At 39.6% G+C, this 15164-nt stretch carries 13 protein-coding genes and 1 pseudogene; 4 read left to right on the top strand and 10 right to left on the bottom strand.

The genetic code is table 11. The features are described 5' to 3' along the window. Positions 1-162 precede the first annotated feature (162 nt). A complete protein-coding gene (trmB, locus tag FTU12_RS12915) occupies positions 163-879 on the top strand; it encodes a tRNA (guanosine(46)-N7)-methyltransferase TrmB (protein ID WP_078188891.1) in 717 nt (238 codons plus the stop codon). Between the two features lie 67 nt (positions 880-946). On the opposite strand, the gene FTU12_RS12910 is transcribed toward trmB, so the two are convergent. The 6 genes from FTU12_RS12910 to FTU12_RS12885 all read right to left on the bottom strand — a co-directional run bounded on the left by FTU12_RS12910 (position 947) and on the right by FTU12_RS12885 (position 8313). Next, positions 947-2563 (bottom strand): GMC family oxidoreductase, encoded by a 1617-nt coding sequence (locus FTU12_RS12910; protein WP_180114539.1) that lies wholly within the window; start codon positions 2561-2563, stop codon positions 947-949. Between the two features lie 222 nt (positions 2564-2785). Continuing rightward, positions 2786-3463 carry a class I SAM-dependent methyltransferase gene (locus FTU12_RS12905; RefSeq protein WP_180114538.1) on the bottom strand — a complete coding sequence of 226 codons (678 nt, stop codon included), beginning with the start codon at positions 3461-3463 and terminating at the stop codon, positions 2786-2788. A 62-nt stretch (positions 3464-3525) separates the two neighbouring features. Beyond that, positions 3526-4302 carry a Rossmann-like and DUF2520 domain-containing protein gene (locus FTU12_RS12900; protein ID WP_180114537.1) on the bottom strand — a complete coding sequence of 259 codons (777 nt, stop codon included), beginning with the start codon at positions 4300-4302 and terminating at the stop codon, positions 3526-3528. 225 nt (positions 4303-4527) lie between these two features. Then, on the bottom strand, positions 4528-4740 hold the full coding sequence (locus FTU12_RS12895; protein ID WP_078193638.1) for a hypothetical protein: 213 nt from the start codon (positions 4738-4740) through the stop codon (positions 4528-4530). A gap of 333 nt (positions 4741-5073) precedes the next feature. Continuing rightward, a complete protein-coding gene (pepN, locus tag FTU12_RS12890; RefSeq protein ID WP_180114536.1) occupies positions 5074-7683 on the bottom strand; it encodes an aminopeptidase N in 2610 nt (869 codons plus the stop codon). A 354-nt stretch (positions 7684-8037) separates the two neighbouring features. After that, positions 8038-8313 (bottom strand): hypothetical protein, encoded by a 276-nt coding sequence (locus FTU12_RS12885; protein WP_078193640.1) that lies wholly within the window; start codon positions 8311-8313, stop codon positions 8038-8040. A 492-nt stretch (positions 8314-8805) separates the two neighbouring features. Between FTU12_RS12885 and FTU12_RS12880 the strand changes: the two genes are divergently transcribed. The 3 genes from FTU12_RS12880 (at position 8806) to thiM (ending at position 11257) form a co-directional block, all read left to right on the top strand. After that, the gene (locus FTU12_RS12880) at positions 8806-9069 is read left to right on the top strand and encodes a hypothetical protein (RefSeq protein WP_078193641.1); all 264 of its coding nucleotides are present in this window, start codon (positions 8806-8808) and stop codon (positions 9067-9069) included. A 149-nt stretch (positions 9070-9218) separates the two neighbouring features. Next, positions 9219-10376, top strand: a complete 1158-nt coding sequence (locus FTU12_RS12875) for a hypothetical protein (protein ID WP_180114535.1) — start codon at positions 9219-9221, stop codon at positions 10374-10376. Between the two features lie 11 nt (positions 10377-10387). Beyond that, on the top strand, positions 10388-11257 hold the full coding sequence (gene thiM / locus FTU12_RS12870; RefSeq protein WP_180114534.1) for a hydroxyethylthiazole kinase: 870 nt from the start codon (positions 10388-10390) through the stop codon (positions 11255-11257). Between the two features lie 97 nt (positions 11258-11354). On the opposite strand, the gene FTU12_RS12865 is transcribed toward thiM, so the two are convergent. From FTU12_RS12865 to FTU12_RS12850, 4 genes and pseudogenes are all read right to left on the bottom strand, one after another. Beyond that, complete coding sequence (locus tag FTU12_RS12865; RefSeq protein ID WP_180114533.1) at positions 11355-11906, bottom strand: hypothetical protein; 552 nt, start codon at positions 11904-11906, stop codon at positions 11355-11357. Positions 11907-11925: 19 nt separating this feature from the next. After that, positions 11926-12654 carry a hypothetical protein gene (locus FTU12_RS12860; RefSeq protein ID WP_180114532.1) on the bottom strand — a complete coding sequence of 243 codons (729 nt, stop codon included), beginning with the start codon at positions 12652-12654 and terminating at the stop codon, positions 11926-11928. A 387-nt stretch (positions 12655-13041) separates the two neighbouring features. Then, positions 13042-14562: a transporter associated domain-containing protein gene (locus FTU12_RS12855; protein ID WP_180114531.1), complete on the bottom strand. Its 1521-nt coding sequence runs from the start codon at positions 14560-14562 to the stop codon at positions 13042-13044. A gap of 495 nt (positions 14563-15057) precedes the next feature. Beyond that, positions 15058-15164: pseudogene (locus FTU12_RS12850) on the bottom strand (IS5/IS1182 family transposase); the annotation flags it as partial.

The following is a 15164-nucleotide window of genomic DNA, read 5'->3' as shown; positions in this document are numbered from 1 at the left end:
CATGACTTTTGAGCTAAGTAATTCACTGTACATGGCAAATCCTCGGCACGGCTTCCGTCGGTGAGATTGAGCAAAAAGAGGATATATTCACGGTAAAAAATTTGACTTGTGCATCTCAGGACTTAAAATACCGCATTCGAATTTTTTACATTTGCCAAAGTTATGTCGAACGATCAATTAGACCAGCACGCTGTAGATCTGGATAACCTAAACGAACACCGTGAAATCGTGACGTTTATGCGCCGCTCTGCGCCACTTAATACTTCGCAACGTACTGCGCTGGAACAATATGGTCATCTAATTTTGGAATACCCCGTTGGTGATTTGCGTCAGCATTTTGAACACCCTGAACGCCCATTAACTGTAGAGATCGGTTTTGGTATGGGTCGCTCTTTGGTGCTAATGGCAAAAGCAAACCCAGAGCGAAACTTTGTCGGCATTGAAGTGCATGTTCCGGGTATCGCTCAATGTGTGTATGAAGCAGGTCTTGCAGGTTTAACTAACCTTCGAGTATTGGATGCTGATGCCATCCAAGTGCTACGTGAAATGCCAGATAACAGTATTAATACTGTGCAATTATACTTCCCAGATCCATGGCAGAAGAAACGTCATTTCAAACGTCGTTTTGTATCTCATGACCGTATGCCATTGGTTGAAGAAAAATTAGAAATCGGCGGTACATTCCACTCAGCGACTGACTGGGAACCGTATGCTGAATGGATGATCGAAGTTCTTGAAGAACGTCCACGTCTTGAAAACCTTGCGGGTAAAGGCAATAGCTACCCTCGTCCAGACTGGCGTCCACAAACTAAATTTGAACGTCGCGGAATTGAAGCAGGCCATAAAATTAATGACTTCATCTTCAAAAAAGTAAACTAATTTTTATTGCTGTTTTTGATCTAAGATTTATCTGTGTTGTTTCAAATCACAGGAAAACTGCTTACACCTAGGCTACTTGCGCTTGGAGCTGACTTTGACGAATCATATCCACGGCTTTTTCAGCAATCATCACTGTTGGGGCATTGGTATTGCCATTCACCACAGAAGGCATGATGGAGGCATCGACTACACGAAGGTTTTGAATCCCGTAGACTTTCAATTCAGGGTCAACCACAGACATCTCATCTACGCCCATCTTACAACTACCGACAGGGTGATAAACCGTATCCACACGCTGACGTAAGATTGCACGTATGTCATCATCTGTTTTGACCAGTGAGGTAAATAAATCTTGCTGATAATGACTCGATAAAGACGGCGACATCATTAACTGCTGCGTCAACTTAAAACCTTGTACCAAATCTTCTAAATCCTGCTCATCCCCTAAAAAGTTTGGATCAATCAATAATGGAGCATTTACACTAGAACCACTCAATTTGATCGTACCGCGACTTCTTGGATTGAGCAGACACACATGACACGACAAACCATGACTTGCATGAAATTTCCGTGCATGGTCATCTACTAACGCCACGACAAAGTGTAATTGCAAATTTGGCATTGCTAAATCGGGTGAAGACTTTAGAAAACCACCGCATTCTGCAAAATTTGAAGCAATCATGCCTCGTCGTTCCTTACGATAGCGACCAATCTGCTTAAACATATCAATTGAACCGGGTAAAGATACGCCAAATGTGCCTTGGTATTCTTTGACTTTATAACCAAAAATGAAATCGGGATGATCGTGAAAGTTCTTTCCTACACCCGGTAAATGGTGTTTCACTTCAATACCATGCGCTTGGAGTTCGGCCTGATCGCCTACTCCAGACAACATTAAAATCTGCGGTGATTGCATCGCACCGGCACTGAGCAAGACTTCACGTCTGGCTTTTAGGTGTTTCATTTGCCCTGCATGTTGGACTTCAACACCTGTGGCCACTTTATCTTCTATAATGATTTTATGTGTTGTGGCTTTGGTCAATACAGTTAAATTTGGCCGATCTAAATGTGGAAATAAATACGCACGTGCCACACTACAACGCTCTCCATTGATATGCGTTACCTGATAAACCCCTAAGCCTTCTTGTTCTGCGCCATTAAAATCATCGAGGACTTTATGGCCTTGTGCACGAGCCGCTTCGGTATAGCGTTGATGGAAAATATTGTCACTTTGTACATCTGTGACGGACAGAGGGCCGTCATTACCGTGGAATTCATTCTGTATTCGGTTGTTATTTTCTGAGCGAATAAAATATGGCAAGACCTCGTCGTATGACCAGCCAGTATTGCCCTGTGCCGCCCATTGATCATAGTCATTTTTATGTCCAAGAATATAAATCATGGCATTAATACTGGATGAACCACCAAGGCATTTTCCACATGGTTGATAGCCTTTACGACCATTCAAGCCCGCTTGAGGCACAGTTTCAAAGCCCCAATTATTGATCTTGGTCGGTAAACTCACCACGCATGCAGCTGGAATATTGACCGTCCACTGATCACCTTGCCCACCTGCTTCTAGCAAGCACACAGATATATGTGGATCTTCACTGAGGCGTGCAGCCAGTACGCACCCCGCACTTCCACCACCAATCACAATGTAATCAAATTCCATTTTTGACATTATTTTCATCCAATTGATTATTTTTATAAATGCACAGTAAGGGATTTAACCCTGACTGAAAAGTTTCTTTTTTAAAATTGTAAGCGTGCTACTGTGCAAGAAGGATGAAACTAAGGATCGAAATTTTGAGGCAAGCGTCACTCATGCAAGGTAGCAATAATATCTGTCAAAATAATCAATGAACTTGATACGCCCAATCTTGGACTCTATTATTTTTTTAATTTATCGACATTTAAAAGCACAGTAAGCTGCATAGCTAAAGATTTGACTGAAACAATTGATTTGATCAAAGCCTATTTCCCTCAGTAAGCTTTGATAGTGCTGCTGGCTAATCAGTTCAAAGTCATCTTCTAAACGTTGCATCATTTTTGTCGCTTGCGATGCAGATAAACCCTGCATTTTGCAAAACTCAGGCAGTACATGCTGCTCAAAACGCGAATGAGTTTGCATCAAGTCAAAACTTAAAAAAATGCCCTGCGGTTTAAGTAATTCAAAAGCTTTAGTTAAAAATTCATTTTTTTCGGACAATGGAATGAAATGCGTCACCAAGATACTCAGCGCCGCATCAAAACAACTCGCCTGCTCAAAAGTAGTGTGACTGCCCAAAACAAATTTGACGCGATGCAACTGTCCAGCAGCTTCAACACTTTGCCGTGTTTGATTCAGCATATTTTCAGATAATTCTGTAACGGTAAATGACCATGTTGGATTCAAGGCCATGAGATAGCCCAATTCATAGCCCGTCCCACATCCAATAATCAGTACATGGGCATCTTCAGCGACATAGCAATTTAACACCGCCTGAATCTGTTGATGGACAAGTTCATAACCGGGAATTAATTTACGTATATGTGCATCATAACTTTCGACCACTTGTGGGCTATTAAAATCTTTTGCCATGTAACATCCTGATTGACATGTATTTCTATGCTAATAAATATTCATTGTTCTTTATAGATTGTTTATTTCTGATGATGCTCAAAAATCTGCTGACTCAGCATTTCATAGACCGCTTTCAGGTCGACTTGATCAGCTTGCTCAAGCATATTGGCATGCATCTGCATGATATTTTGATCCCCACGCATTGCAGGGCCAGTTTGCATGTTACGTGGTTCAGCCTGAGTAGCTTTATTGGCTGTCTCTAAAATCAAAGGATAAAGTAAGCTAAAATCGACATGTTTTGCATCGACAATCTGCTTTGCCATGTCATAACAATAATTACTAAAATTACAGGCAAACACCGCAGCAAGATGCAGACTCAAGCGCTGTGCCGAATCATATCGATAAACCCTTTGGCTAATGCTGTTTGCTAAATCTGTAAGTGTCGTCAAATCTGCAGAGTCGGCCGCTTCTACAAAGATCGGTGTCGACATCCAGTCCACATCTCGATCTAAACTAAAGGTTTGTAAAGGATAAAACACCCCTGCTCGCGAATGCTGTTGGGTCAGTACAGTGATATTGGTGCTACCTGACGTATGCACAATCAAAACTTGTGGCAGATAGGCTTTGACTTGCTGAATAACGGTTGCAATCGATTGGTCGCTCACCGCAATGATCAAAAGATCAATCTCAGCATTCAACTCAGTTGGGATATGAATAGCTTCTGCACCTACTCTTGCTGCAAGTTTTTCTGCCTTATCAAGATTTCGCGCATAAACTTGCACAATGTGATGTTGTGGATGAAGCACATTGAGCAAATGATTTGCAACACGACCTGCACCCACAATACTGATTCGCATATAGTTCTAACTCATTTTGGATGGCTACAGCATGTCAGGAAAATATCCGACGTGCAAATCGAGTCATATCGATAGAATGATTTATTTTCAATTCTTCACATCAGCTTCGCTCAGATAAGACAAAAAAGGGATGCGCTCCATCCCTTTAGCTAGACGTCAATCTGAGTCTGATTCATATCTTGCCCATTTCAATCTAGACAATATCCACGATATACACTTTAGCTTTTACGATTTACCAATGATCTGATTCAGAGTCTGTAGGTATTGTTCTGCATCGCGGCGCGCATTGAATTTCTTTTCAAATACACCTGTGTTTTGCACACTATTGGGTGTGTATTCTACCGAAACAACAAAGGTATCAAGCAAATCTCTATTAATTCGAATTGCAATAATATGATGTGAGTTTAAATAAAAACCTTCATCAACCTTAACTAACATGACCCGCCTCAAAATCTTGCACAATGAAATAGATAAAAAAATCTAAACATTCATAAACTTGGATGCCTTATCGCATATAGTTAGAAATACGATAAACCCACATCATTGTAGCGCCATTATGTGATTTATATTGCAATTATTATGTAATTTAAATAAATGCTCAGAGAAATTTTTTGAGTTTCAGTCATCTAAACATGATTGATTTTCAATCCTAACTAAAGTTTAGATAAAAAAGACTGGATATAAAAAAAGCCTGCTGCCATACCTATGACAACAGACTCATTTTAGTAGGACTGATTTAACTCAAATCAATCGTACAGAGAGGTTGAATGATTAAACACTCAACATACTGTTTAATGTTTCTGACACATTCTTCGATTTCACAACAGGTTTAAGTGCTTCAAGTTTTGCTTTGACTTCACTACGCTGCGGTTCTGCCAAAGTGTACCAACGGGACAAAATTTGCAGTAAACGTGAACCGACAATTGGATTCTTCTCATCGAGGAATTTAGCCAATTCAACAATATGCTGCACACCAAAACTCCATGTGTTGACAGGATTGCTATTTAAACCGCCTGTAACCGCACGAATACGGTTCGGTACTTTCAAGTCATAGTCAGGATGAGCAGTCAGTGCCTTAATGGTTTCCGCAGTTGCTTTCGGATGTGCTGCTTGCAGCATAAACCATTGGTCCATCGACAAGGCTTCATTTTTAAAGCGTGTATAGAAGGCTTCTAAAGCTTGCTGTGCTTGTGGTGCATCATTCCAAACCAATACTTTTAAAGCACCAAGACGTTCAGACATATTGCCTGTAGAGCTGAATTGTTCATAGGCCAATTCAAATACGGATGCATCGCCTTGACGTGCCATCATACTCAACATGATGTTTTTCAATGCACGAACACCCATGGCTTGTGAAAACTCTTTCTGCGCATCTGGGTCTAAAGTTGCATAAGTCTCTTTAAAGAAAGCACCTAACTCACGTGCCACACGACTTAAAAGTGCTTCACGTTGTTCTTGCACTTGGGCAGGACTGTAGTCGGCATCAATACGGCTACCTAAATAACCCTCTGTCGGTACATCGAATAAACGTGAAGCAAGTAGTGGATCACGCTCAACCAATGCTGGTAATGTATTTTGAATAGCTTGAACATAGATGTCGGCATCATGGCCATTTAACAAAATACGTTCTAACAAGGTTTGGCTGGCTTGCCATTGGTTAAAACCATTCGGCTCGTACTGCATCAGGAATGCAAGCTCTTCATCTGAATAGTTAAATTCAAGATTAACGGGTGCAGAGAAGTTACGCAGTAAAGACACAACAGGCTGGGTTTTTACACCGCTAAATGTAATGGTTGCAGTATCGGTATCAAATAAATACACGCCATCTTTGATGCCATTTTCAACCAATGCATCGGAGCTGAGAACTAACTGTTCACCACTCGTCGCATCAAACAATGCCAAAGCCACAGGAATAGGCACTGCTTTTAAATTTGGATATTTCGGATGCGCTTTTAAGCTTTGTTTCAAACTTAAAGTATAGGTTTGATTTGCAGCATCGTACTCACCTTTTGCTTCAAGTTTTGGTGTGCCCGGTTGGTTATACCAAATCAAGAAACTCGATAAATCTACACCTGAACCTGCTGTTAGTGCTGCCACCCAATCTTCAACAGTCACAGCTTGACCATCATGGCGTTTGAAATATTCGTCAGTACCTGCACGGAATTTTTCTTTGCCCAGCAATGTCGCCATCATGCGGTTAATTTCCGCACCTTTTTCGTACACTGTTGCGGTATAGAAGTTATTAATTTCAACAAAATGATCTGGACGCGGTGGATGTGAAAGCGGGCCTGAATCTTCTGGGAACTGATGTGCTTTTAACACTGCAACATCATCGATCCGTTGTACCGCAGCAGATTGTAAATCTTCTGAGAACGACTGATCACGGAATACTGTCAAACCTTCTTTTAAGCAGAGTTGGAACCAATCACGACAGGTAATACGGTTACCCGTCCAGTTATGGAAGTATTCATGTGCAATCACAGACTGAACGCGCATGATCGCAGCATCAGTCGTATATTCTTCATCAGCAAGCACACAAGAGGTGTTGAAAATATTCAAACCTTTGTTTTCCATTGCACCCATGTTAAATGCACTGGTTGCCACGATCATATAATTGTCTAAATCATAAGGACGACCATAATGTTCTTCGTCCCAACGCATCGAATGTTTTAAAGCTTCCATCGCAATATGACATTTTGGAATGTCTTTTTCTTCTGCATAGATTTCTAAAGCAACATTACGACCTTCAGACGTCACATAAGTGTCTTTGAGTACTGCCAAATCACCAATCACACAAGCAAATAGATACGATGGTTTTTTGGTTGGATCTTGCCAAACGGTATAATGACGACCTTCACCGGTTTCACCCGCTTCAATCAAATTACCATTGGCAAGTAATACAGGGAATTTTTTATCCGCTTCGACACGTGTGGTAAATACCGATAGCACATCAGGACGGTCAGGATAATAGGTAATTTTACGGAAGCCTTCAGGCTCGTTTTGAGTAACGAATAAATCGCCTGCCGCTTGGTATAAACCTTCGAGTTGAGTATTGCTTTCAGGATGAATCACGACTTCAGTTTCAATGACAGCTTGGTCAGGTGCATTTGAAATCACCAGTTGTTCTGCATCTACAACATAGGCATCTGCTGGCAAAACTTGACCATTTAAGCGAATTGATTTGAGTTCCAAATCACGACCCAATAACACCAAATCCCCTGCCGTTTGACGCTGCATCACTAATTTTGCATTTACATTGGTATGGTCATCAAAGACTTGAATATCAAGATCGATACTATCTACGACAAATGATGGTTTTTGATAGTCTTTTAAATAAACAGTTTGGTCTGCTTCGACCACTGGATTTGCCGCAATATTCATATCTCGTCCTATTCCTTAGTTATTGCTTCATCAGCTTTTTGAACACATTGTGAATGACTTGATCATACGACAAGATGCATAAGCTGTCTTCGCATTTACAATGATTTATATATGGGCTCAGCGCATGTTGTTTTCAATCATCTTTATAGAATAATTTAAAGGCTGGCACATATTTTCGCCATGTTTAAGCAAAATAAATGCCTGAGTTGAGTACAGCTATAACAATGTGCAAATTTTTTTATCTACCTAAAATAAATAAAGCGCCTATATACTAGAAAGAGAAAGTACAGGTGCTTAATCCATCTGTACGTTCAAATTATTGCGCTCAAACTTTCCTGCTTAAGACTTAGAGGATTATTGATTTGCGAAAATTAAATCGAGTGCACTGTCGTAGTCTGCTGCAAAGTAAAATTGAAATGCCGTGACTTTTGAGGTGAGGAATTGCTGAATTTCTTCCGTCGCACCCGCCACATAAATTTTAGATACTTGATGTTGCTGAGCCAGGCCCAATAACTCGATCGTCTTTTCTAGTGTTTGATCATGCCCAATAATCAGCGCGCCAACCGTACCCTGTGGCTGCTTATATAATTGCATGCGAGTGATATTGCTGTTTTTAAGTGCGTCTGACATGTGTATTCCATACAAAGAAAGGATAAAAAGATCAAAACCTTTAGAAATCCAGCTGAATCATACTGTGTATCAAGTTCAGTAGATTCCGCTTGGTTTCAATCCTAGAAGCCTAGATCATTAGAATTATAAGCTCAATATATACAAATATACTTTTCAAATCCAATCGCTTAGCTGTTTCCTTCCAAAAAGCACCTAAGCTCTCAAATAATCTCAGTCTTCTCATTTGGATTTGATTGCATACTTCTGTTTAAACCATGCACCAAGATGTTTCTTTTTCAACAGTTTAAGCATTTTGAGAATTCATTAGACATAGCCATACGCATCAATATTATTTTGTTACTTTTAAATTAATAATTTATTTTCAATATCTTAATAAAACAATATGCCGTTTATCTGCTTTAAAATGTCTACTCAAAACATTTGAGCATGCGTTTTGCATCTACTTAATTGCCAAAAGCAAAATCATCAGGCTAAAACAAAAAGAGGTGCATTATGTTTATTAAAGAACACATCATCCGTATTGAAAATATGAAGACCCTGCAAGCGCTTGATGCTGCAAATATCGACCATCAAGTAATTGCAATGTTTATGACTTGCGAAGGGATTCCACTCAAAGCCTTTGAGGTCAGTTCATTACTTAACTCATATAGTGCATTAGGCACTAAAAAAGTGGCGTCTAAAAAAGTGCAAGCTTTAATACAAGCCAAACAACTTGGAGAGGAGGACGAATCGATCCCATGCCCAGCCGCCTATTAATAATCCATTCTAACTAAAAGCTGCATCATCACTATGCAGCTTTTTTTATTTGTCGACTTCTCGCCTGAGCTGCTGCAACTGAAATTGCAAACCCGTCTTTAAACAGAGATGTGTATAATCAATTTAACCTTTCAAGAAACGCTGGCAACATGTTCAATATTCTACGCAAACAAATGGATGAAAGTACGCAATGCCCGTTGTGTCGTGCATCTATGTATTGGGTAGATGCTGAAAAATTAGATGAGCAAGAATTTAATTTTTATCAGTGTAGCCACTGTCATCATCAAATATTTCCAGAACAGCAATACAACTGTCATTGTGAAAACTGTCAGGCCGCACGAAAAAAACTACTCAAAGAAACCCGCTTACAAGAACAGCGTAAACTTAAAAATAAAGATATCGTTGAACGTGAATTAAGTGAGCTGAGCTTTTTACAGAAACTCTTTTTGCTGGCTTTATTGGATAATCACGTCCAAGAACATACGGCGCATCAAGAATTTATCGATTGGGATACGATTAAATATCACAACATCAGCCCGAATTATCTCTTTCAACAGTCGCTCAAAAAGCATCTCGTGCATGAGCAAATTTTGATTGTGAAAGATGATGCACTACAAGCTGAGCAGTATTATATCAATGTCCGTCTGCATGGATATTCGGAGCCCAGCCTTTTTAGCGTAGCGCAGCAACTGCGCCATTGGTTTTATGAAAATTTAGCCTTAGGCGTTCCTTTTAAAAGTGCTGACGAAGTGAAAGAGTGCTTGTATCTCCTACTTTTCCAAGAAATTGTGCAATTCATGCAGTTTTACTGTAAGACATGGGGTATTCAAATTGCAGGGAATAAAAGCTTTCAGGTGTTCTGTTATCGCTTACTCGACCATTTAGCGATTGGGCAGATTTATTATATGATTCAGTCAGCACTCGAATACCTACATAAACAGAAAGCCCTGCAAGTACGTAATGAAAATTTCATTAATACCAATCTGTTAAAAAAGACCTTACAGCAATATCGTGAACGTGGCTTAAAGGAAAGATGGGAAACCTTTACCCTCCCTCGTCCGCCACAATTACCGTTTAGTAAAATGAGTGAAATTTTGCTCTTTAACTTTTTAGGACTCGATGAAAGTATCTTTGTGCAACCGATACACCATGCTTGGAAAAAAATCGAACCTCGATTAAATTTTTATTCCACAAAGCGCTGCATGTACTGTGGTTCACAAGAGCTCTCTGTCGATTATGATGCCGCAGATTATGTGACCCTGTTCTGCCGTAATTGTAAACATCAAGACCATTACTTCACCCGCTAAGGGAGAAAACGATGAATCAATCTGAAAATTTTGAAACGACCATGAACAGTGAATTAACTGACTTAAATAGCCCTCTTTTGCAAAGCGTTATCAATGCGTGGATTGAACTTCAATCCAAACAACCCTTGGTGCATATCATCACCAATGCAGTCGCGAGCAATTATGTGGCCAATGTCCTTTTGGCTGCGGGTGCTTCTCCTGCAATGATTGACAATCCCTTTGAAGCTGAAAGCTTTGCCTCGATTGCCAGTGCATTGAATATCAATTTAGGTACGCCAACGTCTGAACAAATGCAGGCCATGCAAATTGCTGCACAAACAGCACAAAATTTAAATAAACCTTGGGTGCTTGACCCTGTCGGTTATGGCCCCGTTTTGCCGTGGCGATCTGAAATGGTTGACCAATTACTCCAATACAAGCCAAGCATTATTCGTGGCAACGCATCAGAAATCAGCGGTCTTGCAGGTAATCAAGGTGAATCCCGCGGCGTGGATAGCACACTAAATAGTGCCGAGATTTATTTAAATGCTGTGCCCTTATTAGAACACTGTGAATGTGTGGCAATTTCAGGCGAATCGGATTTCATCTTATCGAAAGAAATGAATGCGGTGATACAGATTAATGGTGGATCTTACTTACAACCCCAAGTGACGGCTTCTGGCTGCGCTTTAGGTGCATTAACAGCGGCGTATTGCGCCGTAAGTGAAACGCTAACTGCTGGCACGGTCGCAGCACATTTGCACTTTGCGATTGCGGGTCAAAAAGCCTACGAACTAAGTTCAAGTGTCGGCAGTTTTAATGTTGCATTTTTAGATGAAATTTATAATCTCAATGAAGACGATTTCAATCAACTCGCCAACATGCAAATTTATGCACTATGAAGCTACGATAGCTTGAGAAAAACAAAACAGCTTGAGTAAAGGACTCAAGCTGTTCAAGGATTCATACTGTTTTGTACTAATTAATATGCGACAAAAATTACTGTGCAGTACTGTCACTTGCAGCATTGGCATCAAACGCTTCTGAATCTTCGATCATTTCTGTTGGATTACTCAAAATCATGTCGAGGTCATAATCACCCGCATAGACGATATTTTTGATTTTTGAACAGTCTCCACCACTCATTTCATAATTTAATACTTTGGCTTCATCACCAATTTTAAACTCAGCGCGAACCACATTTTTATTTTCATCAAAACTCAGTTTAGGCTGAATACCCTTTTTCGAATCTTGCTGCGGATCTTGGCTATCCGTGAAAATATCAAAATCCACATTACACGCTTGTTGCGACTGTTTACAGCTAATTTCCGCTTGCATACGCTCCGCTAACGATGGCTCAAAATAGGCAGCAAGTTGATCTTTACTCAAAGCATGCAATTTCAACTCTTGATCATAAATTTGTTTGACCAGTTTTTCGGGGGCAACACATTTCTGCGATTGCTCCTGTACTTTTTGCTCTGCTGGCTGACAAGCCGTTAAAAAGATCGCCGCGCCGAAACCGAATAATCGATATATCGTCATTTGTCGCATAACACATCCATGTCCATCATTAAACTGCCCGCCCAACTGCCAGATTCATACTTGCTTCAAAAATAGTTGAAACATTTAATTTACAAATACACATTAAACCCATGCCATCAAAATAATCTGGCACGTGCTGCATATAAAATTGAACATGTTCATCAGATTTGTTCCGTAGCCGAACCAACTGCTCAGGCGTCACCTTCGGTAAATCACAACGATGAACAAAAATATCCTCAGCGCGATGCTGCACATCATGCTGACGGATTTTATAACTGTTTAAAACATCCGCATACTCAGTGGGCATCGGGACACCATGCCTTGGATAAAACTTAACAGAGCGCGAGGCAAATAATGTATATATCTTTGGTTGTGCCAATGTAGCCACAAACCACATCGGAATCACTGGAAATCGAATCTGATGCTGCATCGCCACTTTAATCGCCGAATTTAAGGTCAGGTTTTTCCGCCGGTAATCTACCAATACCCCTGCCCGTGAATTAAAAATAAAAATCGGCCGATTGTTATGCATAATTTTTAATATACGCACAATGTTTTGCCCGATCAGTTTATCTTGCTCAAAATACTGAATAATTGGTAATGCTACAATATCGGGGTCATGCATGTATTGATAAAGTTGCTCAATTTTCGATGTCGGGAAAATACGTTGATCAAACTCCCAGAGCCGTTGAAACAACTCATGTTTTTCTTCAGTCGTGAGTTTACTAAAATCAATGATATTCTCAGTGATCGCCATACCAACACCCATTTTTTAATGGATTAACTTTGAATTTCTTCAAAGTACCTAGTTATAAATTTGTCAAAACCGATATTTAAAATGAAATAAAAATTATTAATAGATCATCTATGATGATTAAAACCCCGAGTTAAAAATGAATCACTATTTAACCTAATGCTTTTTTAAAACCAACCCTATCAATATTAATTACTTTTGAACCGTTTTAGCCCTCTAAAAGCTCAAAAGATGCAGCGTTTTTTTACTGTTACATCATGTAAATATAATACGTTTTAACATCGTGAATTACAGCCCCCTTGGATAGGATTTCTTATACTTTCTAGTCATACAAAAAAGACAGCTTCTAAAAGCTGTCTTTGAGTTATTTTAAGATTTAAGATTTAAGCATTAAGCTTGGTAATAGATATCAACCGTTTTAATGCGGTTTTCATCCATTGCCGTAACTTTAAATTGGATGCCTTTAAATTCAACCACAGTTCCGACTTCAACATTGCCATGAGTCTGATCCAAAATGAGGCCTGAAACACTAATATAACCATCATCTTCTTCGATCAAATCCAGCATTTCCAATTCAAGTTCTAACTGATACAGATCGAGCATGCCTGAAGCTTTCCAATGTTCATCATCGATTTTAATCAAATCAAGTTGTTCATCCGCATCAGGGAATTCACCAGCAATCGCTTCAAACACATCGAGTGGTGAAATCAGACCTTGTACCGCACCAAACTCATCCGTAACCAGTACCAAAGAGCCTTTAGAGGTACGCAAGGTATTAATCGCATCAATCACCTTCATCTTTTGGAAAATAAAGATCGGACGATGACGTTTAATCAATGCTTTTAGATCATCTTCACTATCTAAAACATCAATAAGCTCTTTCGCACGGACAATACTAATCACTTTATCCAAGCTACCACGACACACAGGGAATAAACTGTGCGGCACTGAAAGGACTTGCTCACGAATTTGCTCAGGTGTGTCATTTAAATCCACCCAAGAAATTTGATTACGGGGAGTCATGATCGACGCAACTGAACGCTCTGCAAGCGTCAACACCCCCCCAATCATGTAACGCTCTTCGTCTGCAAAGGTTTCTTGCGCCTGATTACCGACTTGATCAGCTTCTAAGCGCCCACCCATCAGTTTTAAAATACTGTCTGCAGTACGATGGCGTAATGGAATTTTCGCTTCGTGTTTTTGAGCATTGCGTTGACTAAACTGGTTAAAGGCTTCGATGATAATCGCAACACCAATACCTGAGTAGATATAGCCTTTCGGAATATGGAAACCAAAACCTTCTGCTATCAAACTAATACCAATAAGCAATAAGAAGCTTAAACATAGGATCACGACGGTCGGATGTCGGTTTACAAAAGCCGTTAGCGGTTTAGATGCAAGTAACATCACTGCCATTGCCACAATCATTGCAGCCATCATGACATAAATGTTGTCGACCATACCGATCGCTGTAATGACAGAGTCTAAAGAGAAAACCGCATCTAAGACAACAATTTGTGCCACGACTGCTGTAAAGCTGGCATATGCCACTTTTGTTGTCACTTGAACTTCTGGTTTACCTTCTAATTTCTCATGCAGCTCTGTGACTGCCTTATAAACTAAGAACAATCCACCGAACAATAATATGAGATCTCGACCAGAGAATGTCCAATCAAAAACGGTAATCAGGGGCTTTGTTAATGTGACCAACCAAGAGATTGCAAATAACAATCCTAATCGCATTAATAATGCGAGTGAAAGACCAAGTACACGAGCTTTGTCACGTTGTTCTGGAGGGAGTTTTTCTGCCAAAATGGCAATGAAGACTAGGTTATCAATCCCTAGTACAATTTCTAAAATAATTAATGTAAGTAAACCAACCCAGATTCCGGGATCTAACAAAAATTCCATTAGCTCTCTTCCTCATTCTGGATTGTAAGAATATCTTCAATCAGACCAACGCACGGCGACGGATCCATAAATTTAACCTGTGTAACTATAGACCATTCCATTATGCACAATCTTGGGCATTTGTAATGTATTCAAGCATATTTTTTCGCAGCAACAATATGACAAAATGTAAAAAACACTGTGAGTTACATATCACATAGCCGATATAAATACACAGCAAGATGGTTAAACCAATTTTTTGAGAAAATTGCTTCCACTTTTAAAAAAAGCTTGAATTCACCTGACTTTTAATTAAATGTAATTAAGGACGCTTGTAATAGATTGTATGACAAATCTAATGAATTATTTATTTCTATCTTTTGGTAAAAAATATTAATATTCAATTCAAATTAAAAACGTATTTATTTTCACTACACTATCTCTTTACCCAACTTTGCTTTTATTCTCTTTTAATCGCTTGGAAAGAATATCAATATAATAGATTTCTTTCATAAGTCATTTTTCACTCAGCTCCAAGTTATAAATTCCAGCAATTAGATTGAATCTTAATGCTAGTCTTTTGCCTCGATTGCGATATCGCTCAGCAAGAATTTTGAAGGTTT

The sequence above is a fragment of the Acinetobacter sp. YH12063 genome, from assembly GCF_013419715.1.
Classification (GTDB): Bacteria; Pseudomonadota; Gammaproteobacteria; order Pseudomonadales; family Moraxellaceae; genus Acinetobacter; species Acinetobacter amyesii.
This window is presented reverse-complemented; position numbering and strand designations above follow the sequence as displayed.

Excerpts from the sequence above, each read along its gene's own strand:
- trmB (WP_078188891.1), top strand. The coding sequence starts at position 163 with ATGTCGAACGATCAATTAGACCAGCACGCTGTAGATCTGGATAACCTA.
- FTU12_RS12910 (WP_180114539.1), bottom strand. The coding sequence starts at position 2,563 with ATGTCAAAAATGGAATTTGATTACATTGTGATTGGTGGTGGAAGTGCG.
- FTU12_RS12905 (WP_180114538.1), bottom strand. The coding sequence starts at position 3,463 with ATGGCAAAAGATTTTAATAGCCCACAAGTGGTCGAAAGTTATGATGCA.
- FTU12_RS12900 (WP_180114537.1), bottom strand. The coding sequence starts at position 4,302 with ATGCGAATCAGTATTGTGGGTGCAGGTCGTGTTGCAAATCATTTGCTC.
- FTU12_RS12895 (WP_078193638.1), bottom strand. The coding sequence starts at position 4,740 with ATGTTAGTTAAGGTTGATGAAGGTTTTTATTTAAACTCACATCATATT.
- pepN (WP_180114536.1), bottom strand. The coding sequence starts at position 7,683 with ATGAATATTGCGGCAAATCCAGTGGTCGAAGCAGACCAAACTGTTTAT.
- FTU12_RS12885 (WP_078193640.1), bottom strand. The coding sequence starts at position 8,313 with ATGTCAGACGCACTTAAAAACAGCAATATCACTCGCATGCAATTATAT.
- FTU12_RS12880 (WP_078193641.1), top strand. The coding sequence starts at position 8,806 with ATGTTTATTAAAGAACACATCATCCGTATTGAAAATATGAAGACCCTG.
- FTU12_RS12875 (WP_180114535.1), top strand. The coding sequence starts at position 9,219 with ATGTTCAATATTCTACGCAAACAAATGGATGAAAGTACGCAATGCCCG.
- thiM (WP_180114534.1), top strand. The coding sequence starts at position 10,388 with ATGAATCAATCTGAAAATTTTGAAACGACCATGAACAGTGAATTAACT.
- FTU12_RS12865 (WP_180114533.1), bottom strand. The coding sequence starts at position 11,906 with ATGCGACAAATGACGATATATCGATTATTCGGTTTCGGCGCGGCGATC.
- FTU12_RS12860 (WP_180114532.1), bottom strand. The coding sequence starts at position 12,654 with ATGGCGATCACTGAGAATATCATTGATTTTAGTAAACTCACGACTGAA.
- FTU12_RS12855 (WP_180114531.1), bottom strand. The coding sequence starts at position 14,562 with ATGGAATTTTTGTTAGATCCCGGAATCTGGGTTGGTTTACTTACATTA.